The following is a 21,854-nucleotide window of genomic DNA, read 5'->3' as shown; positions in this document are numbered from 1 at the left end:
AGCTTAATAAGCTATTAGCTCACCACGTTGGCAGGTAAAAACCCCTGTTCCTGCAATATCGCCTGCCCCTGCGCCCCCAGAATAAACGCGGCTAAACGCTGCGCTCGTTCATCCAACAGGCACAGGCCGTAGTCAGCCCTAATCGCCAGCGACGGCGGGAAATACCTTACCGCCAGTTCGGGAAATTCAGCTAACACGCTGCCATAGCTGGCATAACCGAGAAAAATGTCTGCCTGGCCGCTGTTAACCAGATACTCCGCCGCTAGCCGGCCCGGCGGCAGCGGTGCCGATTCAGGCCCCCCCACCAATGCCAGCGCCCGTTGCCGCAGTGAATCCCCCGCTCCCGGTGTTATCGTTTCAATGCGGTCAAACAACTGTTGTGCATAGTCACCGGAAGGGTCGGCGCCTGGCGTGGACGTCGCAATCCGCCAGCGTGAATCCAGTAACACCGACAACAATGGCGGTTTAGTTAACTCGGTAATATTGCGCACGGTGGCGCATAGCCGATTCTGTGCAAAACGTTGCACCCGCGGTGATAGCCGCAAATCAACCAAGCGCTGTGGGTGTGCCAGATTGGCCGACGCAAAAATATGCGGATGCTCTCCCGCTTCGATTCGCTGGCGCAACAGACCCGCCGGGCCAAACAGGGTGTCTACCTGTTCACCGGTTTGTGCCTGAAACGCCGCCAGCAAGGGACCCAACGCCCCACGCAGGCTACCGGCAGCAAACAGCAAAATATTACTCACGTTCCCGCTCCCGTTGGCTACGATACAATGGCACCAGCGTTTCAAACTGCCGACCGTCAATCTCTACAGCCACCCGCTCAATGGCCAAATTAAACAGCGGTGACAGGCTCTCGGCGGTGAGTACCCTGGCGCATGCCCCAATTTGATGTTGCCCCGAGGCCCCCAGCAGTAAAGCCCGATCGGCCACCGCATGCGCATGATTAGGTTGATGAGTAGAGAACATTACCGCCATCCGTCTTTCCCGTGCCAAATGCGAGATCAGGCTCAGCACCCGATCCTGATGGTGCAAGTCCAATGCCGAGGTCGGCTCATCGAGCATCAACACCTCACAGCTCATTGCCAGGGCGCGGGCTATCAACACCAGCTGCCGCTGTCCGCCGGACAAACTGCCGAACTCGCGATCGGCGAAGCTCAGCATATCCAGCGACTGCAGGGCTTCTTTAGCCAGCCGATGATCCTGCGCCGACGGCGAACGGAACACCCCCACGTAACGCGCACGCCCCATTAACACAATATCCAATACGCGATAGGCAAAGGGAGCCGCGAAATGCTGCGGCACAAAGCCAATACCGTTTCCCCGTTCAACAGCGCCCTTTTGCAGCGGCAACGTACCCAGCAGCAGCTGCATCAGGGTACTTTTACCACGCCCATTCGGGCCGAGCACCGCCAGCACCTCACCGCGACGCAGTTGCATATTCAGTTGGCTAAATAACGGTGCCTGACCCGGCCAGCCAAAACTCAAATCGTTGACGGCCAATAACGTATCACCCATGCCAACCTCTCAGTTGCGCGCGGCGCAACAGCAACGCAAACAGCGGCGCACCGATCAATGCCGTTAAGATGCCTAACGGAATTTCACTGCTGCTCAACGTACGCGCCAGATCGTCGATCAAAACCATATACAGCGCCCCCAGGCACATAGAGGCCGGCAGCAGACGCCGATGATCGGGGCCGACCAACAGCCGCGCAATGTGTGGGATCACTAACCCTACCCAACCGATACTGCCGCTGACCGCCACCTGCGCAGCAACGATCGCTGCGCACAGCGTCAAAATGAGCCAGCGAGTGCGTTCGACGTTAACCCCCAGCGCAGCAGCATCTTCGTCCCCCATCGACAACACATTAATGCGCCAGCGCAATGCCAGCAGCATCCCGCCAGCCAAGAGCAGCGGCAGGAATAACATCAGCAGTTTGCTATCATTCGCGGTGGCAAAACTGCCCAACAGCCAAAATACGATGCTCGGCAGTTTCTCTTCGGTATCGGCGAGATATTGCAGCAGGCTGACGCAGGCAGAGAAAAATCCACTGAGGATCACCCCGGCCAATACCAGAGACAAGATATTGCGCCTGGCAATGACACTGGTCATCGCGAAAATGAGCAGTAACGCCGCCATGCCGAACACGAATGCAGACAGCAGCAGCATCACCATCGGCAAACTGAGCAAAATCGCCAATGTGCCGCCAAATGCGGCACCGGAAGAGACACCAATAATATGCGGGTCCACCAGCGGGTTACGAAACACCCCTTGCAGCGCAGCGCCGCATAAGGCCAATGCGGCACCTGCGCCCATCGCCAGCAGCACCCGGGGCACGCGTACCCCGAGGATCACCTGGCGTTGGACCGCATCAATCCCTCCCTGTGGCCCGGTAAGCGGCTCCAGCAGAATCATCAAACTGTGCGTCGCCGATACCGGATAGCGGCCAATGCCCAAGGACACTAACGCACACAGCACTGTCAGTAGTATCAGCCAGCCAAGCTTCATTGCTCGCTCTGGCAGCAACTGCTGCGATAATACTGTCGATAATAGGCGTCCACCCGCTGCTGCAAATTAACGTCGCTGAAGCGCTGTGGGTAAAGCTTTTTCGCCATCCACAGTTCGCCCAACGCCAGCGCTTCCGGCATGGGGTAGCCCCAGGCCTTGGCGTATTCAGGCATCAGGTAGACACGTTTATTTTTCACCGCATCAATACCCTGCCACTGCGGGGAGCTGAGGATTTGTTTCACCACCTCAGGATAACGTTCTTGCACAAAAATCACCGCCGGGTTCCATTTCAACACGTCCTCAATCGACACCTGCTTAAATCCCTGAATATCTTTTGCCGCCACGTTCAGCGCACCCGCATGCTGCATCATCAGCCCTGTGTATTTGCCTGAGCCATAGGTGGTTAAATCCGGGTTAGCCATATAGACCCGTACGCGTTGATCTTCCGGCACGTCCCGCAGCCGATCGGCCACCAGCGTCCGCTGTTGGAACACGTCCCGAATCAGCGCTTCAGCCTGCGGTTGATGGCCCATTACCGTACCAATAAGACGAATGCCGTCTTGCAGGCCAAGATTGTAAGCCTGGTCTTCATCGTTCAGCACCGGGTTCATTTTCCCGGCCTGATCCGCCGCTTCACGGCGCAGCGAAACCGCGACCACAGGGATACCTGCACCCGCTATCTGAGCAATCATTTCCGGCGGCGCGTAGTTGGCAACAAACACCACCTGCGGATGCAATTTGAGCAGGCTTTCAATGTTCACCGACGTGAGATCGCCCGGCATCGGCATGTTCGCCAGTTCCGGTGCCAGCCGCAGATAGTTTGTCCCAAGTTGCTTTTTCCAACTGCTAAGCACACCCACGACCTGCGGCATAGCATCAAGTTGCACCAACAGATTCAACGTCTGGTGTTGCAGCACTACAGCGCGGGTGATGGTATCGGGCAACGTGACCTGCCTGTTGAGTTGATCGGTAACCTGGCGATCTGCCTGCGCGGCGGAAGAAAACAGGATGATAAATAGCAGCATCCGAGGGAAGCGTTTGAACATGGGAAATTCCGGTGAGTTATCGTTATATACAAAATCATATAGCGATCCCCCTGGCGAAACAATCAGCGGGATCAAAAAACAGTCTAAAGGCACCGGATTGCCCAAAAAAACCAATAACCGATTAATGTAATTACGTATTATATTTTCACATTAATTTATTCCACCATTTGAGGTGGCCAAGATAATATAGTTTGCTAATTTATTTAAAAACAACGTTTAATAAAAAGGGTGTAAAAACATCAAATTAATAAAAACGCGCAAATTGACTTTGCCAAAATATAATTAATGACTTAGCATTTATTAATTACACCCGGTGACTCATCAGGACACTGCAATGGATAAAATGCTTAGAAACCCCAATTACTGTGACAAGAGCATTTTCGATATCACGATGAATTTATATGCTTACCCGGCAATTATTATAGCCCATAGATTGGGAATATTTGAATTTATTCATAACCAACAAAGCACCATCAAAGAAATTTGTTCAGCGGCCCATATTGAACAACGCCCTGCTGAAGCCATTATGGCTACATTACGGGCGTTGAATTTGGTACGAATGGAAGAAGGAATATTTCACCTCGCCCCGGAAGTGGAAGAGTACCTGTTAAAATACAGGCCTAACTACTTCGGTTATTTCTGGGATCTGATGTATGAAAACAGTGAGAATTTTTCTCTGAAACAGTTAGAGAAAGCCATTAGAAAAAATACGGCGCAGGCCTACGGCGAGCAGGATCTTTTCGATACGCACACCCTTGATACAGATAAGGCACGGAAATTTACTCACGCCATGCACAGCCTGAGTATTGGCTCGGCAAGCATCTGGCCGACCAGACTGTCATTGGCGCAATACCGTACGGCGCTTGATATTGGTGGGGCATCAGGTGCCCATGCGATCAGCATGGTTTCGTATTGGCCTAATCTGACTTGCACTATTTTTGATCTGCCGGAAGTCTGCCCAGTTTCAGATGACTATGCCCGTCAATATGGGTTAAGCGATCGCATTAATACCCATAGCGGCAACATGTGGCAGGATCCTTATCCCAACGCAGATTTACATTTATATTCAAATATCTTTCACGACTGGCCACTGGATAAAAACAGATTTCTGGCTAAAAAAAGCTATACGGCACTCCCCGTAGGAGGAAGGATTATTATCCATGAAGTTCTGTATAACAGTCATCAACCCGGGCCACTGGCCGCAGCAGCCTATAGTCTTATGATGTTAGGTTGGACACACGGCAGACAATACTCAGGTGAGGAAATTGGTGAGCTATTACTGCAGGCTGGATTCAAACAAATAGAAATCATTCCTTCTCTCGGCTATTGCAGTATTGTGACTGCACAAAAAATGTAATTAGCACCTCAGCAAAAATAATGCGGCGTAAACGACGACAACCGCTTTTCGCCAGATTATCACGCTCAAAAATGTGACCGCCCCTGCAATCCGGGGCGGTCGCAGGTGATTACTTCAGCGTAAAACTTTGCGCCTGTACGTTGTCGGAATCCAGCCCCACCATCACGTTGAACTTGCCCGGTTCTGCGCCCCATTTCAGGCTGGCGTTATAGAACTTGAGATCGTCTTCAGTGATTGGCAGCTCAACGGTCTGCGCCTGGCCCGCTTTCAGCATGACTTTTTTAAAGTTGCGCAGCTCTTTCACCGGGCGGCTAACCGACGCGGTCACGTCCTGCAGATACAACTGCACCACGGTCGTACCGTCATATTTACCGGTGTTCTTGAGCGTAACGCTGGCGGTGATCTTGCCGTTGCGCGCCATTGTCGGGCTGGAGAGTTTCAGGTCCGACAGGCTAAAGCTGGTGTAACTCAGGCCGTAACCAAACGGATACAACGGGCCATTGGGTGAGTCAAAGTAACGTGAGGTGTACTTGCCCGGATTTTCCTTGCCAAATGGACGGCCGGTATTCAGATGGTTGTAGTACATCGGGATCTGCCCGACCGAACGCGGGAAGGTCATCGGCAGTTTGCCCGACGGGTTGTAGTCGCCAAACAGCACGTCGGCCACCGCATTGCCGCCTTCGGTGCCGCTGTACCAGGTTTCCAGCATCGCATCGGCCTGTTGGCTTTCCCAGCTTAGCGCCAGTGGGCGACCGTTCATCAACACCAACACCAGCGGCTTACCCGTGACTTTCAGCGCGGCGATCAGGTCACGCTGACTTTGTGGAATGGTAATATCGGCGCGGCTGGAAGCCTCGTGCGCCATACCCTGCGACTCACCGACGACGGCCACCACCACATCGGCTTTCTTCGCTGCCTGCACCGCCTCGTCAATCATCTGCTGTGGCGGGCGAGTATCAAACACCACCGCCGGTTCATACTCGTTCAGGTAGTCGATAATGCTCTTGTCCTGAGTGACGTTGGCGCCCTTGGCGTAGAGAATCTTCGCCTTGTCACCCACCGCACGCTCCAGCCCTTCGCGAAGGGTCACCGACTGTTTAACCACCCCAGCGGCTGACCAACTGCCCATCACGTCACGTTGACTGTCGGCCATCGGGCCGACCAGCGCAATGGTGCTCTGCTTGCTCAGCGGCAGCGTCTGCTTGTCATTCTTCAGCAGTACCATGGTTTTACGCGCAACCACGCGCGCTTCGACACGGTGCAAGCGGCTTTCGGCATTCGTGTCTTGTGGATCAGACCCCACCGGGCCAAGGTGGGTATACGGGTCTTTGAACAAACCCATGTCATATTTGGTATTCAACACGTCCCGACAAGCGCGATCGATGTCGCTTTCCGACACCAGCCCGTCCTTCACCAATCCCGGCAGGTATTGGTCGTAATATTCGTCGCTCATGCTCATGTCGACACCAGAGGTGATCGCCAGCCGCACGGCGTCGCGCGGATCTTCAGCCACACCGTGTTTGATCAGTTCTTTAATCGCGCCGTGGTCACTGATGGTGATGCCCTTAAAGCCCCACTGGTCGCGCAGCAGATCTTTCAGCAACCACGGGTTAGCGGTCGCCGGAATGCCGTTCACCGAATTGAGCGACACCATAACGCCACCGCTGCCTGCATCCACCGCCGCCTTATACGGCGGCAGGTAGTCCTGGTACATTCTCAACGGGCTCATATCGACCGTGTTATAGTCGCGCCCCCCTTCGGTGGCACCGTACAGTGCAAAGTGTTTCACGCTGGCCATGATTGCGCCGGGCTTGGAAGGATCGCCGTTTTGATACGCATCCACCATCACTTTGGCTATTGTAGACACCAACCAGGTATCTTCACCGAAACCTTCCGATACCCGGCCCCAGCGCGGATCGCGGGTGATATCCACCATGGGGGAGAACGTCATGTTCAGGCCGTCGTCGCTGGCTTCCTGGGCCGATACGCGGCCACTGAGCGCAATGGCTTCGAGATCAAAACTGGCGGCCAATCCGAGGCTGATCGGGAATACGGTACGCTGGCCGTGCACCACATCATAGGCGAAGAACAACGGGATTTTCAGGCGGCTGAGCTGCATGGCCTGGTCCTGCATCGCGCGGATATCCGGTCGGGTAACCGTATTGAAGATGGCACCAATTTGGCCCTTACTGATACCGTCGCGGATCGCCTCTTTCGGGTTATCCGGCCCCACGCTGATTAATCGCAACTGCCCGATTTTTTCTTCCAGCGTCATCTGTTTCATCAGGTTGGAGACAAAGGCGTCGCGCTGCTGCGCATTGACACCTTGCATGACGGTGCTTTCCTGCGCAAAAACCGGGCTGATGGCCAGACCGGACAACATACTCACCACACAAAGCCATTTCATATTTTTTATCTCAGGCATGTTCCCATCGCAGGCCGCGGCGGGGATGATCAATCAATGTGAAAAGCAGTGTGCCATACTCCTTTTCACCGCAGAAATAATTTGTAATGTTAAAGGTTACAAGCTGTTAGCGGAGGCTGGGCGATAGTTTTGCAGCCGGACACGGCTTTGCGCAGCCTCGTCGCCGAGGAAATCGACCAGCGTGGCTAATGCAAGTGGTTGCACAGCCCGTTCAGGATAGACCAAATAGTATGCCGCGCCGCTGACAACGCTGAGTGCGAAAGGTGTGACGATGCGCTGCGCCTGAATATCCTCTTCCAACAAGCACAAATCGCCGATGGCGATCCCAAAACCCTGTAGCGCGGCGCTCATCGCCAGATCGAGCGTATCGAAATGCTGCGCCTTGCGCGAAGGCAGCGCCTCTTTTCCTGCCGCTTTCAACCACAACAGCCAATCGCGACGATCGCGCGTCGGGTGCAGCAGGGTTTTCTCTGACAGATCGGCCAGGGTTGGTGGCTGGGGTAATTCGGGCAGATAAGACGGCGTGCAGACCGGCGTGAGGATTTCATCGAACAGATGATGCACCGTCAACTTTTTGCCCTGAGGCCGCCCGAACACCACGGCGGCATCGAAATGTTCCGCGCCGAAATCCAGCCCGTGCGATACCGAAGCGGTCAGCTCAATGTGCATTTCCGGTCGTTCATTTTGCAGCCGAATGATGCGCGGTAACACCCAGCGCATTGCACAAGTCGGGCACTTTATACGCAGGGTTCCTGACTGCGCCCCAACCCGCGATAACGCCTCATCCAACTGCCCCAGAGCCTGCTGCACCGGAACCACTAGCATTGCGCCCTGTGGGGTCAGTGCCAGGCCACGTGCTTGACGGCTAAATAATGGGTAGCCTAGATGCTGCTCCAGCCCGAGGATCTGCCTGCTCACGGCCCCCTGCGTCAGGTGCAAACTCTGAGCGGCATGGGTGAAATTCAGCCGTTGAGCCACCACCACAAAGGTTTTTAACACATCGAGCGACGGTAATGGTGTCTGCATAGCGAGCTCCTCTGGATACTTAAAATTACAAAGATTCCCCCAAATAATTGGAACGACATCCAGGCGGCCAATGAACGCAGCCCGATAAGCTGACATGAGCCAGTAATTCGGCTAAGCGGCAAATCTGCCGGGAGCAGATTTGAACGTTGCTTGCAGCCGCCCCCTTAGGGGTGAGGCCCAAGAATGGGCCAAATCACGTAGCCAACGCCGTGATCGTTTCAAGAATGAAGGGGAATTAGGCATGATCTGCATGCATGGCAAGTATGACAAACTTTCCCTTGTTGGCCTACCGTCATTGATGCTTAATCAAACGACACTTCCCCCTTCTTCCTGGAGCCACTCATGCAGAGCGCCTGCTCACACCGCTCGAAGTTGCCGGACGTCGGCACCACTATTTTTACCGTTATTGGCCAGCTCAGTGCTGAACATCAGGCGTTGAACCTGTCGCAGGGCGCACCCAACTTTGCCTGTGAACCGCAGTTGGTTGAGGCGGTAGCGCAAGCCATGCGTGCAGGTCATAACCAATATGCCCCGATGAGTGGCGTAGCGGCGTTACGATCGGCACTGGCAGATAAAGTCGAACAACTGTATGGCGCGCGCTACGACGCCAACGAAGAAATCACGGTCATTGCCAGCGCCAGTGAAGGATTGTACTCCGCCATCAGCGCGCTGGTGCACCCGGGCGATGAGGTCATTTATTTCGAACCGGCATTCGACAGCTATGCCCCTATTGTACGTCTGCAGGGTGCCACCCCGGTTGCCATCAAGCTTTCGTTACAGGATCTGCACATTGACTGGGATGAGGTCGCTGCCGCTATCAACAGCAAAACGCGGATGATCATCGTAAACAGCCCGCATAACCCAACGGGTAGCGTGTTTGGCGAGCATGACATTGAGCGACTGACCGCCCTGACGCGTAACACCGACATCGTTATTCTGTCCGATGAAGTGTATGAGCACGTTGTTTTCGACGGTGACATTCATCACAGCATGGCACGCCACCCGCAGTTAGCCGAACGCAGTGTGATTGTCTCGTCATTTGGCAAGACTTATCACGTGACAGGCTGGCGCGTCGGTTACTGTATGGCACCCGCAGCCTTGATGGACGAGATCCGTAAAGTGCATCAGTTTATGGTGTTCTCTGCCGATACACCGATGCAATATGCCTTCGCTGACGCATTGAGCAACCCGCAGAGTTATCTGGGACTGGCGGCCTTTTATCAGCAGAAACGTGATTTACTGGCCAGCGCGCTGCAAGATTCTCGCTTTGAATTGCTGCCCAGCCGTGGCAGTTTCTTTATGTTGGCCCGTTTTAGCGGCTTCAGTCAGGAAAGCGACAACGATTTTGCGGTACGCCTGATCCGCGAAGCCAAAGTGGCGACTATCCCGCTGTCGGCGTTTTACAGCGACGGAACCGACACCGGTATTATTCGACTGAGTTTTTCAAAAGATAACGAAACCCTGCTGGAAGGCGCACGCCGTCTGTGTCAGGTGTAATGTATTCATTTTTGCTTTGACCATGGGAAAAGGGCTCTGAATATGAAATCACTGAAAACGTTGATCGCCGCAGGCTGCCTGCTGGCCGCCGGTTCCACGCTGGCGGCGGAAAATACGCTGCGCTTCGGCCTGGAAGCACTGTATCCTCCATTCGAATCCAAATCTGCCAGCGGTCAGCTTGAAGGTTTTGATATCGATCTGGGTAAGGCCGTATGCGCCACTGCACAGTTGAAATGCACTTGGGTCGAAACCTCATTCGATAGCCTGATCCCGGCGTTAAAAGCACGCAAATTTGACGCCATTAACTCGGCAATGAACGTCACTGACCAACGTCGTCAGGCCATAGATTTCACCGACGCAATCTATCAGGTGCCGAACCGGCTGATCGCCAAGGCGGACAGCGGCCTGCTGCCAAATGCCGCCTCATTGGCTGGCAAGCATGTCGGCGTGTTGCAAGGCTCAATTCAGGAAACCTACGCCAAGGTACATTGGGCACCGCAAGGCGTGGACGTCGTGTCTTATCAGGATCAGAACCAGGCTTACCTTGATCTGACCGCCGGACGCCTCGACGCCACGCTGGTGATGGCTCCTTCAGGGCAAAGCGGTTTTCTGTCCCACCCTGACGGCAAAGGCTTCGCCTTCGTTGGCGATGCGGTCAGTGACGACAAGATCCTGGGTGAGGGCATTGCCTTCGGCCTGCGTAAAGGGGATGACGCACTGAAGAAAAAGCTGAATGACGCCATCGTCAAAGTGAAACAGCAAGGCACTGTGAGCCAGTTGGCAAAGAAATACTTTGGCGATATTGATGTGACAGTGAAGTAAAAAAACCAGGGGCGGAAATCACTTCGCCCCTGTTTGCTTTAGCGATCGAACACCGAACTGTTCAACGCGCGATCTTGCTGATGGCGCTCCAGCGCCAGTTCAATCAGGCGAGTAATCAGTTGGCTGTAGCTGACGCCACTGGCGGCCCATAATTTGGGATACATACTGATGTTGGTGAAGCCCGGCAGCGTGTTGATCTCGTTGATCACCACGTTGTTGTCCGGCGTCAGGAACACGTCCACACGCGCCAGACCGAAGCATTCCAGCGCACGAAACGCTTTCAGCGCTACGTCACGTATTTTGTCGCTCACCTCCGGCGTAATCGCCGCCGGCACGATCACCTGAGCACCCTGCTCATTGATGTACTTGGTGTCGTAGGAGTAGAAGGCATCGCTCAACACAATTTCACCACACAGGCTGGCCTGCGGTTCATCGTTGCCCAATACGGCGCACTCAATCTCACGGCCAACAATCGCCGACTCCACCAACACTTTATGATCGAAGCTGAACGCCAGCGTCACGGCAGCCTCAAAGCCGGCGCGATCCTGGACCTTGCTGACCCCCACCGAAGACCCCTGGTTAGCGGGCTTAACAAACAAGGGCAATCCCAGGCGTTCGCTGAGCTGTTCAAAGCTGAATTTCGCGCGATTAACGCGTGTCAGTGTCACAAACGGCGCGACTGCCAGCCCGGCATCACGCAATAAACGTTTCGTGACATCTTTGTCCATGCTGACCGCCGACCCTAGCACACCGGCACCGACGAACGGCAGATTGGCCATCCGCAGCAACCCCTGCAGCGAGCCGTCTTCCCCGAGCGTGCCATGAACGATGGGGAAAATAACGTCGAGCTGGCCCAGCGTGCTGGCGCTGCCAGATTCGATCAGCTGTTGTTTTTCCTGGCCGGGGATCAGAGCCACATTTTTATTTGAGCGGTTCAGTGCTATCAGCGCCGGGTTTTCCGCATTCAGCAGATAATTGGACGCATCGTTAATGTGCCATTGCCCCTGCTTGTCGATCCCCAATAGCGTGACGTCAAACTTCTCTTTGTCGATTGCATCCACGATGTTCTTTGCCGATTGTAGCGAAACCTCATGCTCCGCCGATTTACCGCCAAAGATCACCCCAACACGTAATTTAGCCACGCCTTAAATCCTTCTGAAAAATCAGTGCAAAAAAGTCGTTTATCACAATAAACGCATTGCCCGACGGCGGCAATCATTGTGACCCGGAATCTTCCTATGCCACGGATTGCACAATTCTCACCATCCAAAACGTATACACTTCGTATATAAATCGCTTATGGAGCTGATTATGGGCATTGTGAAAATTTCAGACGCACTGCATGACGATCTTCGCCTCGCAAGTCTCTCGATGACGCGTTCTATCAACGCGCAGGCGGAATACTGGATCAAGATCGGGATGTTGGCGGAATTCCATCCGGAACTGACCTACCCCCAACTGGTAAAAAAAATGATGAAAGATAACGCGCTGACGTTGAAGGAGATTGTCGGGTGAAAGAGATTGTGATCAAAACGTCGGAAGAAATTGCCAAAATGCGTCACTCTGGCGCCCTGCTGGCGCAGGTGTTTGCTATGCTCGATGAGGTGATTGTCGAAGGCATCTCTACTATGGAGATCAACGACCGCGCCGAAGCCTTTATCGTCAATGAGTTGAAGTCGCGCCCGGCCAGCAAAGGCCAGTACGACTTCCCTTATGTGCTTAATACATCGATCGACGATGTGATCTGCCACGGTATTCCTTCTGCCAGTAAAATTTTGCGTTCCGGCATGATCGTTAACGTAGACATTACGCTGGAAAATGACGGCTACATCGCTGACTCCAGTAAAATGTACTGCATCGGGCAGACCACGCCCTTGGCCAAGCGGCTGGTAAACACGGTGTATGAGTCACTGTGGCAAGGCATCCGCGTAGTGAAACCCGGAGCCACATTGGGTGATATCGGCCATGCTATTCAGCAGCACGCCGAAAAAGCCGGCTACAGCATTGTGCGCGAATACTGCGGCCACGGCATTGGTCGCGACATGCATGAAGAACCCGCGGTGTTGCACTTTGGCATGCCGGGCACCGGCATGGTATTACAGGAAGGCATGGTGTTTACCATCGAGCCCATGATCAACCAAGGCGATCATCGGATTAAGCAGAAAAAAGACGGTTGGACGGTAGTGACCCGCGACAAGAAGCTCTCTGCCCAATGGGAGCATACCGTTGCAGTAACCGCCGACGGCGTGGAAATCCTGACGCTGCGAGACGAAGAGCGTCGGGCTGGCTACCTGGAACGTTATTAATTCACGCAAGCCATCAACTTAATAAGCTAACAAGCTAATAGGCCATTACATTATTACCCTATGGCTCTCACTTTACCGCCGACGATACGGCGAACGGGAAAGGCATGGGGTACGACAGGGAGATCGGCATGACGCAGTTTACCAGCGCGACTAACCAGGCGTTTCTCAATCAGCTCAAAAGCATCGTCGGTGGCCCACAGCTGCTGACAGGCGAACGCAGCACCGAACGTTATCGCAAAGGCTTCCGTTCTGGCGAAGGCAAAGCGTTGGCGGTGGTGTTCCCCACGCGTCTGCTGCAATTGTGGCAACTGCTGGAGGCCTGCGTCGCCGCCGATAAAATTGTCATTATGCAAGCGGCAAATACCGGCCTGACTGAAGGTTCGACGCCCAGCGGCAATGACTATGACCGCGATATTGTGATTGTCAGTACCCTGCGACTTAACCATGTACAGGTACTGGATAACGGCAAGCAGGTGGTGGGTTTCCCGGGCAGTACACTGAATCAGCTGGAAAAATTACTCAAGCCGTATGGCCGCGAACCCCATTCGGTGATCGGTTCCTCGTGCATTGGTGCTTCGGTGATCGGCGGCGTGTGCAATAACTCTGGCGGTTCGCTGGTCAAACGCGGCCCAGCCTATACCGAGATGGCTTTGTACGCACAGTTGGGTGAAGACGGCCAACTGCGGCTGGTCAACCATTTGGGCATTAAACTCGGCAATACGCCGGAGGAAATCCTCACCCGCCTGGAAAAAAGCGATTACCGGCCAGAGGATGTTGAATATGGTGAACTGCGTGCGTCCGACAACGAATATGCCAGCCGGGTACGTGACGTCAATGCCGATACCCCTTCCCGATTTAACGCCGACAAACGCCGCCTGTTTGAGGCCTCCGGCTGCGCCGGCAAGCTAGCCGTATTTGCAGTACGGCTGGATACGTTTGAAAAAGAAGGCAAAGAACAGGTGTTTTACATCGGCACCAACGACACTGCCGTATTGACCGAACTACGCCGCCACATGCTCAGCACCTTTGACAACCTGCCGGTCGCTGGCGAATACATGCACCGAGATATTTTTGATATCGCCGAAGTGTATGGCAAAGACACCTTTATGATGATCGACAAGCTCGGAACCGATCAAATGCCGAGCTTCTTTACCTTAAAAGGCCGCATGGACGCCAGCCTCAACAAGCTGCCGTTGCTGCCGCATAACCTGACCGACAGGTTGATGCAGGGCCTGAGTCACCTGGCCCCCAGCCACCTGCCAAAACGGATGAAAGTGTACCGCGAGCGTTTTGAACATCACCTGCTGCTGAAAATGGCCGGTCCGGGCGTTGAAGAGGCGCAACAGTATCTGAGTCAGTATTTTGTCCATGCCAACGGAGAGTTCTTCGTCTGCACCCCAGACGAAGGCAAGAAAGCCTTCTTGCACCGTTTCGCCGCAGCAGGTGCCGCGGTGCGTTACCATGCGGTTCATGCCGACAAAGTTGAGGACATTTTGGCATTGGATATTGCCCTGCGCCGCAACGACACCGACTGGTTTGAAACCCTGCCGCCGGAAATCGACAGCCAACTGGTGCACAAACTGTATTACGGCCACTTTATGTGCCACGTGTTCCATCAGGATTATGTGGTGAAAAAAGGCGTCGACAGCCACGCGCTGAAAGAAAAAATGCTCGAAATCCTCGACCAGCGCGGTGCGGAATACCCTGCGGAACATAACGTCGGCCACCTCTATCCGGCCAAACCCGACCTGCAAGCGTTTTACCGATCTGCCGATCCCACCAACAGCTTTAACCCAGGCCTCGGCAAAACCAGCAAGCGGAAGCACTGGGCCGATAACAAGGCGTAATAAGCCATCTCTCAGATTGCGCCCCCGACATTCGGGGGCCACCTCGTCTGGCAAGACGCATGTTAATTTTATGTTGCGCAGTCAACAAAACTTCACTATCTTGGTTTGGTTAATCACGCCCTGCGTTCAGGAAAGCCCATGATTCAGTTTGCGCACATGAAAGATTCTGCGAACACGACCCTTCCGGCCGTCGTTCTGCTGTGCGCATCCTCTGCCCCACCCGCCGTTTTCTCTGTCGTCTCTGCGGTTGCCGCTTACCCGCCACGCTCTGTGGTTGTGCGCTAAGCCAAACCGAATTCTCTTCTCCAGCATTGCTTGATGTGCGTCCCGGCATAGAACGCCGTGTCTGCTGGAGCTTATTATTTTCACGACAGGTGAAAACTCAATGCGATTTATGTCTCAATGGGCCAACGCGGGCCTGGCGACCTTATTCGTCCTGCTCTGGAGCAGCGGCGCAATTTTCTCACGCTGGGGGCTGGAACATGCATCCGCCTTTGCTTTTTTGTTCTTCCGCTGTGCTATCGCGCTGGCATTGCTGCTGGCGATAGGCCTGTGGCAACGGCAATACCTGCCCGCCCCTGGCACCCGCCGCCGTGTCGCACTGATCGGACTGTTAATGATTGGCAGTTATCAGATTTGCTATCTGCTGGCACTGGAACAAGGTATTACTCCTGGTGTACTGGCAACCCTGCTTGGCGTGCAGCCGATACTCACTCAGTTCATTACTGAACGCCGGTGTTCGGGGCTGCGTGGTCTTGGCCTGTTGTTGGCCATGGGCGGCTTAACGCTGGTGGTGTATCAAAGTCTGATGATTGCACATTTTTCGCTGGTTGGCATGCTGTGCGCTTTTATCGCTCTCGGCTGCATGACCGCCGGTACGCTGCTGCAAAAAGGTCTGGCACAGCCGCCTTTGGCGGTCTTGCCGTTACAGTACGCCGTCGGACTGTTGATGTGCACCTTGGTGCTGCCGTTTGAACCCCTACGCGTCGACTGGAGCATGGCCTTTATTGTGCCTCTGCTATGGATGGCCGTGGTAATTTCGGTGTTGGCCACCTTTTTGCTGTATCAGCTGATTCAACGCGGCAACCTGGTGCAAGTCACTAGCCTGTTTTACCTGATCCCGGCTGTGACCGCGCTACTGGACTATCTGCTGCTCGGGCACGCGCTGGCAGCCATCAGTATGCTGGGCATGGCGGCGATTCTGGCCGGCGTCATGCTGGTATTTCGCCAGCCCTAAATAGCAAAAGCCCCTCACGCCAAACCGGCATGAGGGGCAATATTAAAATGACATCAGAATAACCAGGAACCATACCCCCACAGCAGTACCGTTACCCCAAGCAGCAGCTCAAGCAACAAGATGCCAATGGCAAAGGTCGAGCTGGAGAAGATAAACCCTTCTTTACTGTCGATATTCAGGAAGTGCGGTATGCCCAGATTCAGCAGATAGCCCGAATAACACAGGCCAATCACGCCGACAAACAGGCACAGCCACACAACGGGATACAACGCCACTATACCGCTGAGGAACATCGGCGTAGCAACATAACCGGCAAACACCATGCAGCGGTGCAAGCTCGGACGGACTTCATAACGCCGTGCCATCCAGTGGATGACTTTTCCCATGATTGCCACGCCCGCCAGCATCAGCAAATAAAAAGCGACAGCCGTATAAGATGCGGTGAACGTGTTGAGCCGGATGGCCTGTCCTTCGCCGGAGAGCCAGCCCAGTTGGGTGGTACCGATAAACGCGCAAACCACCGGGATCAGCGCCAATAACAGGACATGATGGGTGTAAAGGTGCGAGACGCTTTCGTTCTCGCTTTTAATGTGTTCGAACTCGGTGCTTGGATGCGCCAGAAGTCCCCAAACATGATTAACCATGAGACACCTCCTCATCGCCGTAGGTCGCGATCGGCGAACGAATTTACCCCTCTGACGGATGACTAACCGTACGAGGATTGCGGCCACGGGGCTCTCTCCCCTGTATTAATTATAGTCTTTCGCTGAAAAAACGTTCGGAAAGCACAGACGTAACCGCAGTTTGTTTTATAATTCGCCCACTGCGCCACTGCCGTGAGAAACGCCATGTCATCTGTCCTTACCGTTCGCCATGTTGGCATTGTCGATGTCGACGCCGGACAAAATGTCACCGTCGTTCAGCCCTGCAATCTGTATGGCTGCCGGCTCGGCGAGGGCGTATTCGTCGGGCCCTTTGTCGAAATCCAAAAAAACGTCAGCATTGGTGCCCGCAGCAAAATCCAGTCACACAGCTTTATCTGTGAATATGTCACCATCGGCGACGATTGTTTCATCGGCCACAATGTCACCTTCGCCAACGATCTGTTTAAAGAAGGCGCCCCCAATGCCGATGCCGCAAGCTGGGGCCGCACACTGATTGGTGATCATGTTTCTATTGGCTCCGGTACCACGGTGCTGGCAGTGGAAATTTGCAGCGGCACCGTGATCGGTGCCGGGTCAGTCGTCACCAAAAACATCACCCGCAAAGGGATCTATGCCGGTAATCCGGCGCGTTTGTTGAGGGAGCTTGCCCCATGAACCCAGCGATCCAAATTACTCCCGTCACCCGTTTACCCGACGGGTACCTGACAAGCTGCGACTTTGGCTTTCAGATTGCACGCTATGCCCAGCCGGCTTTCGACACGCCGATCGACAGTTGGCCGCTGCTGCCGGTCACGCCATTCCGCAAAGACTACCCGTTAGCCCCGTTCGTCAATGAGGAAAGCGAAACCTTTTTGGCCCGTCATCGTGGCGAAGCGGTGGGTCACATCACGCTCAGCAATAACTGGAATGGCTATGCGCTCATCGAAGAGATCGTCGTCAGTGCCCATGTGCGCCGCCTGGGGATTGCGACAGCCCTGCTTGAAACAGCGAAGCTCTGGGCACAGCGCCACGAAACTTCCGGCCTGATGCTCGAAACGCAAAATACTAACCTGCCCGCCTGCCGCTGCTATCAACGTTTTGGTTTTATCCTCGGCGGTATCGACCATTTGCTGTATCGCGCTCATCCTGACCTCGCCGATCACGAGATCGCGCTATTCTGGTATTTGCCGTTTAACAGCGAAATGGGGTATTGAGTGATAGCCGACCGTTGAGGCTGTGTTTAAGCATTAAAACGCCGGACCAAGGTGAGAACTGTTAACATTTGTCTGTTAACACGCCAAAACCGTGGGGGGTACAATGTACAAGGTTGTTTCATTGATATTGGCTATTGCGCTTGCCGGTTGTGCAGATAAAATCCCCGTAAGGCAAACGCCTGAACCCATTTCCACCCCACCTGCAAATCTCAAGGCCAGCATGGATAATCACACGTTAAATGAACTCAACGCTCTTCTTTCCTTGCGCGCTGCCGCGCCGGCAGACGTGCAAAAAGATAACGGACGCATGATCGACCTGCTATCCCGGCCATTCCTTGGTACAGCCTACGTCGCGAATATGCTGGTGGGTTCGCAGGATACACCGGAAAAATTGGTGATCGACTTCCGCGGTTTGGATTGCTTTACTTATATCGATTATGTCGATGCCTTGAGTCAGGCAAACAACCAGGCAGACTTTGTCCAGCGGCTGATTCACATTCGCTACGCCAACGGCGACATTAACTTCCTGCAACGCAAACACTTCTTTACCGACTGGTCACACCAGGCTAAAACCAACGTGACGGATATTACCGCTACACTCAGCCCGCACAGTGTCACGCTGACGAAAAACCTGAACCAGAAGTCCGACGGCAGCAGCTATTTGCCGGGCCTGAAAAACGTACAGCGCAGTATCACGTACCTGCCCAGTGATTTTATTGATGATCACGTGTTGGCCCAGTTGCACACCGGTGATTATATCGGTATTTACACCAATCTGGCCGGCCTGGACGTTACCCATACCGGCATCTATATCATGACCCCAAACGGCCCCGTGCTGCGTAATGCCTCTTCACGCAAAGAGAATATGCAGGTGGTAGACTCGCCCTTTATGGATTACGTGCTGGCCACGCCAGGCATCGTGGTTTTACGCGCAAAATAAGGGTATGCAATAAAACGTCCGGTTATTAGCTATACCTCTTTGTGCTGAGCAAGTGTTTGACTTCCCCGCAGGTTCAGGCTTAGCTAGCAGTACAAAACCAACTGATTTTATTGTTTTTTTCAGGGAAAACTTGATGACCAAAAACTGGCGTTATACCCCTCTGCTGGCAGCGTTCGCCGCCGTACTGGCGCTTCAAGGCTGCGAGAAAAAAACCGATCAGAATCATATCAAGGTCGGGGTAATCAACGGTGCAGAACAGGACGTGGCGGAGGTCGCCAAGCAGGTGGCTAAAGACAAATACGGCCTGGACGTCGAACTGGTCGGGTTCAGCGGTTCACTGCTGCCCAACGACGCTACCGATAAAGGTGAGTTGGATGCTAACGTCTTCCAGCACCGCCCGTTCCTCGAACAGCAGAATAAAGATCACGGATATAAACTGGTCGCGGTCGGCAATACCTTTGTGTTTCCTATGGCCGGTTATTCGAAAAAAATCAAATCACTGAAAGAATTGCAGGATGGCGCGGTCATTGCCATTCCCCTGGATCCCACCAACCTCGGCCGTGCGCTGCTCCTGCTGGAGAAAACCGGCTTGATTACGCTGAAACCGGGCAAAGGGCTGCTGCCAACCTCGCTGGATATCAGCGCCAACCCGCATAACTATAAGATTATGGAATTGGAAGGGGCGCAATTGCCTCAGGTGCTGGACGATCCCAAAGTCACCGTGGCTGTCATCAGCACCACTTACATCAACCAAACAGGCCTGACACCCACCAAGGACGGCATCTTTATCGAAGACAAGAATTCACCGTACACCAACATCATAGTGACGCGTGAAGACAACAAAGATGCACCTAACGTACAAAACTTCATCAAAGCCTACGAGTCGGATGAAGTGGCCAAGGCCGCCGAAAAAATCTTTAACGGTGGTGCGGTAAAAGGCTGGTAATGTCAATTGCGGGTTCTCATCGCAGAACCCGTACCCCTCCCTCAAAATATCCCCATCCTCCCCCTTGACCCTAACGCGACGTCAGGCTTTAGTATTTCTGCACGCACAAGGGAGGAGCACACTTCATGTTACTGAAAGTTGGCGAACTGGCTCGCCGTTCCGGCATCACGGTCAGGACGTTACATTACTACGACAGCATAGGTTTGCTGGTTCCTTCTGCGCGTTCCGACGCCGGCTATCGCTTATATAACCGGGCCGACATCACTCGCCTGCACCATATTCAGGCATTGCGCCGAATGGGGGTGACGCTGGCGGAGGTCGGGGCAATTCTGGCGCGTTCAGGGATGGCACTCACCACCGTGATCGAACAGCAAATCACCATGCTGAATCGGCAACTGGTGCAGACCGCCACACTGCGCGACCGTTTACAGCAAATGCATGCACAGCTTTCCGTCGGTGACGAACCTGAGTTGAACGACTGGCTGGCTACGTTGGAGTTAATGACCATGTACGATAAATATTTTACCGCAGACGAACTGGCACAACTGCCTTTCTATCAGGCCAACCCAACGCGTAACCGGGAATGGGGCGAACTGGTCAGCGGTATTCGCCAGCTGATCGAAAACGGCGTTGCGCCGCAAGCGCCACAGGCTCAGGATCTGGCCCGACGTTGGATGCTGATGCTGGAACGCGATACCGCAAACAACCCGGCATTTCTTACTCGGTTAAATGCCATGCATGCCGAAGAGCCTTCAATGCGCGAACAAACGGGCATCACCCCGGCAATGACTGATTACGTCACCCGCGCATTTGCTGAAACCAAGCTGTCTATTTACCAAAAATACCTGTCGGAAGAAGAGTACGCCTATGTCCGCCGGCACTATTTCACCCGGCTGCAGGAATGGCCGGCACTGATAGCCCAGTTCCACCAGGCATTGAATGACGGTGTACCGCCAGAATCTGAACGGGCGACACGCCTGGCAGCTCAATGGCTTGAGCTGTTCCAATCCTATGCGGGTACCGACCCCGCCACTCAAATGAAAATCCGCCAGGCAATGGAGCGGGAACCTACGTTGGTTGAGGGAACCTGGCTAACACCGCCGCTGTTGCGTTATTTGCAGCAGGCGGTGGCGCAGTTGATGCGTGGTTAGCCTTCGCTCAGCCGAGGGTGTCCACCAGCCGGGTAATACCGACAACGTCCGCATAGCAGTCCAATAAAAATGCCGTCACGGCGGCAATGCCCGGTGCATGACGAATGTCGTTATGCACCGTTAGCCAAATCTCGCGCTGGAGCGAACGCGTTCCCGCAAGACGATCAAGCCCCAGTTCCTGGCCGATAAAATGAGGCAACAGCGCAATGCCCGTGCCGGCTTCCGCAGCTGCGGCCTGAATCATCAAGTCGTTGCTGCGCATGACCAGCGCTCGCTCGCCAGCCTGCTCCAACAGCCATTTCTGCTGGACCGATGCCGCCCGCGGATCGTGATAACCGATAAACCCCCATTCTGTCTCCGGCGTCGCCTGTAAATACCCCGCATTGGCATACAGACCAAATTCAACGGTGCCAATCTTTCGGGTGACCAAATCGCTCTCACTGGCGCGACTGAGGCGAATGGCAATATCCGCTTCCCCGCGCAGCAACGAGACGTTAGCCGTATCCGCCAGTAAGGTCAGCTGTAAATCGGGATAACGCCGCTGTAACTGGACAATGCGCGGCGCGATCAGCTTCAGCCCCATCACGGGCGGTACGCTTAGCGTCACGACCCCTGCAATGCCCTGTCGGCCGCTGAGTGCGGCGCGGCCGACCGCAAAAGCGTTGAGGGTCATGCTGTCGCCCTCTGCGGCGATTCGTTGTCCGTCGGCAGTCAGCAAGTAGCTGCGCGGGCGACGATCCACCAACTTTAACTTGAGCGACGTTTCCAGACTGGCAATACGCCGAGCGACGGTGGCGTGATCGACCTTCAAACTGCGGGCGGCACCCGACAGCGATTTTTCCTGCGCGAACACCATGAAGTAGTGCAGATCTTCCCAATTAAACATG

Annotated in this window: 21 protein-coding genes; 12 read left to right on the top strand and 9 right to left on the bottom strand. The window is 54.3% G+C overall.

Annotated features, from left to right (window positions below; all coding sequences use genetic code 11):
• Window positions 1-14: 14 nt before the first annotated feature.
• The 4 genes from AC2FCQ_RS14270 to AC2FCQ_RS14255 are packed head-to-tail and all read right to left on the bottom strand — an operon-like array spanning window position 15 to window position 3,555.
• Window positions 15-746: a substrate-binding domain-containing protein gene (locus AC2FCQ_RS14270; protein WP_490308558.1), complete on the bottom strand. Its 732-nt coding sequence runs from the start codon at window positions 744-746 to the stop codon at window positions 15-17.
• On the bottom strand, window positions 739-1,518 hold the full coding sequence (locus tag AC2FCQ_RS14265) for an ABC transporter ATP-binding protein (RefSeq protein ID WP_209632250.1): 780 nt from the start codon (window positions 1,516-1,518) through the stop codon (window positions 739-741). Before AC2FCQ_RS14265 ends, AC2FCQ_RS14270 begins: the two co-directional genes overlap by 8 nt.
• Window positions 1,511-2,509 (bottom strand): FecCD family ABC transporter permease, encoded by a 999-nt coding sequence (locus tag AC2FCQ_RS14260; RefSeq protein ID WP_209632249.1) that lies wholly within the window; start codon window positions 2,507-2,509, stop codon window positions 1,511-1,513. The genes AC2FCQ_RS14265 and AC2FCQ_RS14260 overlap by 8 nt, the downstream gene beginning before the upstream one ends.
• Entirely contained in the window at window positions 2,506-3,555 is a 1,050-nt protein-coding gene (locus tag AC2FCQ_RS14255) for an ABC transporter substrate-binding protein (RefSeq protein ID WP_490308559.1), read from the bottom strand. The genes AC2FCQ_RS14260 and AC2FCQ_RS14255 overlap by 4 nt, the downstream gene beginning before the upstream one ends.
• A gap of 334 nt (window positions 3,556-3,889) precedes the next feature.
• Here AC2FCQ_RS14255 and AC2FCQ_RS14250 point away from each other — a divergent pair, with 334 nt between their 5' ends.
• Entirely contained in the window at window positions 3,890-4,912 is a 1,023-nt protein-coding gene (locus AC2FCQ_RS14250) for a methyltransferase (protein WP_490308560.1), read from the top strand.
• 109 nt (window positions 4,913-5,021) lie between these two features.
• On the opposite strand, the gene bglX is transcribed toward AC2FCQ_RS14250, so the two are convergent.
• The gene (gene bglX / locus AC2FCQ_RS14245) at window positions 5,022-7,319 is read right to left on the bottom strand and encodes a beta-glucosidase BglX (RefSeq protein ID WP_490308561.1); all 2,298 of its coding nucleotides are present in this window, start codon (window positions 7,317-7,319) and stop codon (window positions 5,022-5,024) included.
• A gap of 114 nt (window positions 7,320-7,433) precedes the next feature.
• Window positions 7,434-8,363 (bottom strand): LysR substrate-binding domain-containing protein, encoded by a 930-nt coding sequence (locus tag AC2FCQ_RS14240; RefSeq protein ID WP_490308562.1) that lies wholly within the window; start codon window positions 8,361-8,363, stop codon window positions 7,434-7,436.
• 342 nt (window positions 8,364-8,705) lie between these two features.
• Between AC2FCQ_RS14240 and AC2FCQ_RS14235 the strand changes: the two genes are divergently transcribed.
• A complete protein-coding gene (locus AC2FCQ_RS14235; RefSeq protein ID WP_265556270.1) occupies window positions 8,706-9,860 on the top strand; it encodes a pyridoxal phosphate-dependent aminotransferase in 1,155 nt (384 codons plus the stop codon).
• Between the two features lie 42 nt (window positions 9,861-9,902).
• Window positions 9,903-10,682 (top strand): ABC transporter substrate-binding protein, encoded by a 780-nt coding sequence (locus AC2FCQ_RS14230; protein ID WP_265556269.1) that lies wholly within the window; start codon window positions 9,903-9,905, stop codon window positions 10,680-10,682.
• Window positions 10,683-10,720: 38 nt separating this feature from the next.
• On the opposite strand, the gene ddlA is transcribed toward AC2FCQ_RS14230, so the two are convergent.
• Window positions 10,721-11,824: a D-alanine--D-alanine ligase gene (gene ddlA / locus AC2FCQ_RS14225; RefSeq protein WP_209632243.1), complete on the bottom strand. Its 1,104-nt coding sequence runs from the start codon at window positions 11,822-11,824 to the stop codon at window positions 10,721-10,723.
• A gap of 169 nt (window positions 11,825-11,993) precedes the next feature.
• On the opposite strand from ddlA, the gene AC2FCQ_RS14220 reads away from it, so the two are divergent.
• The 4 genes from AC2FCQ_RS14220 (at window position 11,994) to AC2FCQ_RS14205 (ending at window position 16,072) form a co-directional block, all read left to right on the top strand.
• Window positions 11,994-12,197, top strand: coding sequence for a ParD-like family protein (locus AC2FCQ_RS14220; RefSeq protein ID WP_208060662.1), 204 nt, complete (start codon window positions 11,994-11,996; stop codon window positions 12,195-12,197).
• Window positions 12,194-12,988, top strand: a complete 795-nt coding sequence (gene map, locus AC2FCQ_RS14215; protein WP_209632242.1) for a type I methionyl aminopeptidase — start codon at window positions 12,194-12,196, stop codon at window positions 12,986-12,988. Before AC2FCQ_RS14220 ends, map begins: the two co-directional genes overlap by 4 nt.
• Before the next feature lie 128 nt (window positions 12,989-13,116).
• Window positions 13,117-14,835 (top strand): D-lactate dehydrogenase, encoded by a 1,719-nt coding sequence (gene dld / locus AC2FCQ_RS14210; protein WP_490308563.1) that lies wholly within the window; start codon window positions 13,117-13,119, stop codon window positions 14,833-14,835.
• A 385-nt stretch (window positions 14,836-15,220) separates the two neighbouring features.
• Window positions 15,221-16,072, top strand: a complete 852-nt coding sequence (locus tag AC2FCQ_RS14205) for a DMT family transporter (RefSeq protein ID WP_209632240.1) — start codon at window positions 15,221-15,223, stop codon at window positions 16,070-16,072.
• A gap of 53 nt (window positions 16,073-16,125) precedes the next feature.
• Here AC2FCQ_RS14205 and AC2FCQ_RS14200 read toward each other — a convergent pair whose 3' ends face one another.
• Entirely contained in the window at window positions 16,126-16,716 is a 591-nt protein-coding gene (locus AC2FCQ_RS14200) for a Yip1 family protein (protein WP_490308564.1), read from the bottom strand.
• A 204-nt stretch (window positions 16,717-16,920) separates the two neighbouring features.
• Here AC2FCQ_RS14200 and AC2FCQ_RS14195 point away from each other — a divergent pair, with 204 nt between their 5' ends.
• The 5 genes from AC2FCQ_RS14195 (at window position 16,921) to AC2FCQ_RS14175 (ending at window position 20,967) form a co-directional block, all read left to right on the top strand.
• Window positions 16,921-17,391: an acyltransferase gene (locus tag AC2FCQ_RS14195; RefSeq protein WP_209632238.1), complete on the top strand. Its 471-nt coding sequence runs from the start codon at window positions 16,921-16,923 to the stop codon at window positions 17,389-17,391.
• On the top strand, window positions 17,388-17,930 hold the full coding sequence (locus AC2FCQ_RS14190) for a GNAT family N-acetyltransferase (RefSeq protein WP_490308565.1): 543 nt from the start codon (window positions 17,388-17,390) through the stop codon (window positions 17,928-17,930). The genes AC2FCQ_RS14195 and AC2FCQ_RS14190 overlap by 4 nt, the downstream gene beginning before the upstream one ends.
• A 103-nt stretch (window positions 17,931-18,033) precedes the next feature.
• A complete protein-coding gene (locus AC2FCQ_RS14185) occupies window positions 18,034-18,870 on the top strand; it encodes a DUF1460 domain-containing protein (protein WP_209632236.1) in 837 nt (278 codons plus the stop codon).
• A gap of 133 nt (window positions 18,871-19,003) precedes the next feature.
• Window positions 19,004-19,816, top strand: coding sequence for a MetQ/NlpA family lipoprotein (locus AC2FCQ_RS14180; protein WP_209632235.1), 813 nt, complete (start codon window positions 19,004-19,006; stop codon window positions 19,814-19,816).
• A gap of 125 nt (window positions 19,817-19,941) precedes the next feature.
• Entirely contained in the window at window positions 19,942-20,967 is a 1,026-nt protein-coding gene (locus AC2FCQ_RS14175) for a MerR family transcriptional regulator (protein ID WP_404760116.1), read from the top strand.
• Window positions 20,968-20,974: 7 nt separating this feature from the next.
• Here the strand turns inward: AC2FCQ_RS14175 and AC2FCQ_RS14170 are convergent, their stop codons facing one another.
• Window positions 20,975-21,853 carry a LysR family transcriptional regulator gene (locus AC2FCQ_RS14170; protein WP_209632233.1) on the bottom strand — a complete coding sequence of 293 codons (879 nt, stop codon included), beginning with the start codon at window positions 21,851-21,853 and terminating at the stop codon, window positions 20,975-20,977.
• Window position 21,854 lies beyond the last annotated feature (1 nt).

This window comes from Serratia sp. CoH_134_PS_4, from assembly GCF_058190535.1.
This window is presented reverse-complemented; position numbering and strand designations above follow the sequence as displayed.

Coding starts and splice junctions, on each gene's coding strand:
- AC2FCQ_RS14265 (WP_209632250.1), bottom strand. CDS start 1,518: ATGGGTGATACGTTATTGGCCGTCAACGATTTGAGTTTTGGCTGGCCG.
- AC2FCQ_RS14260 (WP_209632249.1), bottom strand. CDS start 2,509: ATGAAGCTTGGCTGGCTGATACTACTGACAGTGCTGTGTGCGTTAGTG.
- AC2FCQ_RS14255 (WP_490308559.1), bottom strand. CDS start 3,555: ATGTTCAAACGCTTCCCTCGGATGCTGCTATTTATCATCCTGTTTTCT.
- AC2FCQ_RS14250 (WP_490308560.1), top strand. CDS start 3,890: ATGGATAAAATGCTTAGAAACCCCAATTACTGTGACAAGAGCATTTTC.
- bglX (WP_490308561.1), bottom strand. CDS start 7,319: ATGAAATGGCTTTGTGTGGTGAGTATGTTGTCCGGTCTGGCCATCAGC.
- AC2FCQ_RS14240 (WP_490308562.1), bottom strand. CDS start 8,363: ATGCAGACACCATTACCGTCGCTCGATGTGTTAAAAACCTTTGTGGTG.
- AC2FCQ_RS14235 (WP_265556270.1), top strand. CDS start 8,706: ATGCAGAGCGCCTGCTCACACCGCTCGAAGTTGCCGGACGTCGGCACC.
- AC2FCQ_RS14230 (WP_265556269.1), top strand. CDS start 9,903: ATGAAATCACTGAAAACGTTGATCGCCGCAGGCTGCCTGCTGGCCGCC.
- AC2FCQ_RS14220 (WP_208060662.1), top strand. CDS start 11,994: ATGGGCATTGTGAAAATTTCAGACGCACTGCATGACGATCTTCGCCTC.
- dld (WP_490308563.1), top strand. CDS start 13,117: ATGACGCAGTTTACCAGCGCGACTAACCAGGCGTTTCTCAATCAGCTC.
- AC2FCQ_RS14205 (WP_209632240.1), top strand. CDS start 15,221: ATGCGATTTATGTCTCAATGGGCCAACGCGGGCCTGGCGACCTTATTC.
- AC2FCQ_RS14200 (WP_490308564.1), bottom strand. CDS start 16,716: ATGGTTAATCATGTTTGGGGACTTCTGGCGCATCCAAGCACCGAGTTC.
- AC2FCQ_RS14195 (WP_209632238.1), top strand. CDS start 16,921: ATGTCATCTGTCCTTACCGTTCGCCATGTTGGCATTGTCGATGTCGAC.
- AC2FCQ_RS14190 (WP_490308565.1), top strand. CDS start 17,388: ATGAACCCAGCGATCCAAATTACTCCCGTCACCCGTTTACCCGACGGG.
- AC2FCQ_RS14185 (WP_209632236.1), top strand. CDS start 18,034: ATGTACAAGGTTGTTTCATTGATATTGGCTATTGCGCTTGCCGGTTGT.
- AC2FCQ_RS14180 (WP_209632235.1), top strand. CDS start 19,004: ATGACCAAAAACTGGCGTTATACCCCTCTGCTGGCAGCGTTCGCCGCC.
- AC2FCQ_RS14175 (WP_404760116.1), top strand. CDS start 19,942: ATGTTACTGAAAGTTGGCGAACTGGCTCGCCGTTCCGGCATCACGGTC.
- AC2FCQ_RS14170 (WP_209632233.1), bottom strand. CDS start 21,853: ATGTTTAATTGGGAAGATCTGCACTACTTCATGGTGTTCGCGCAGGAA.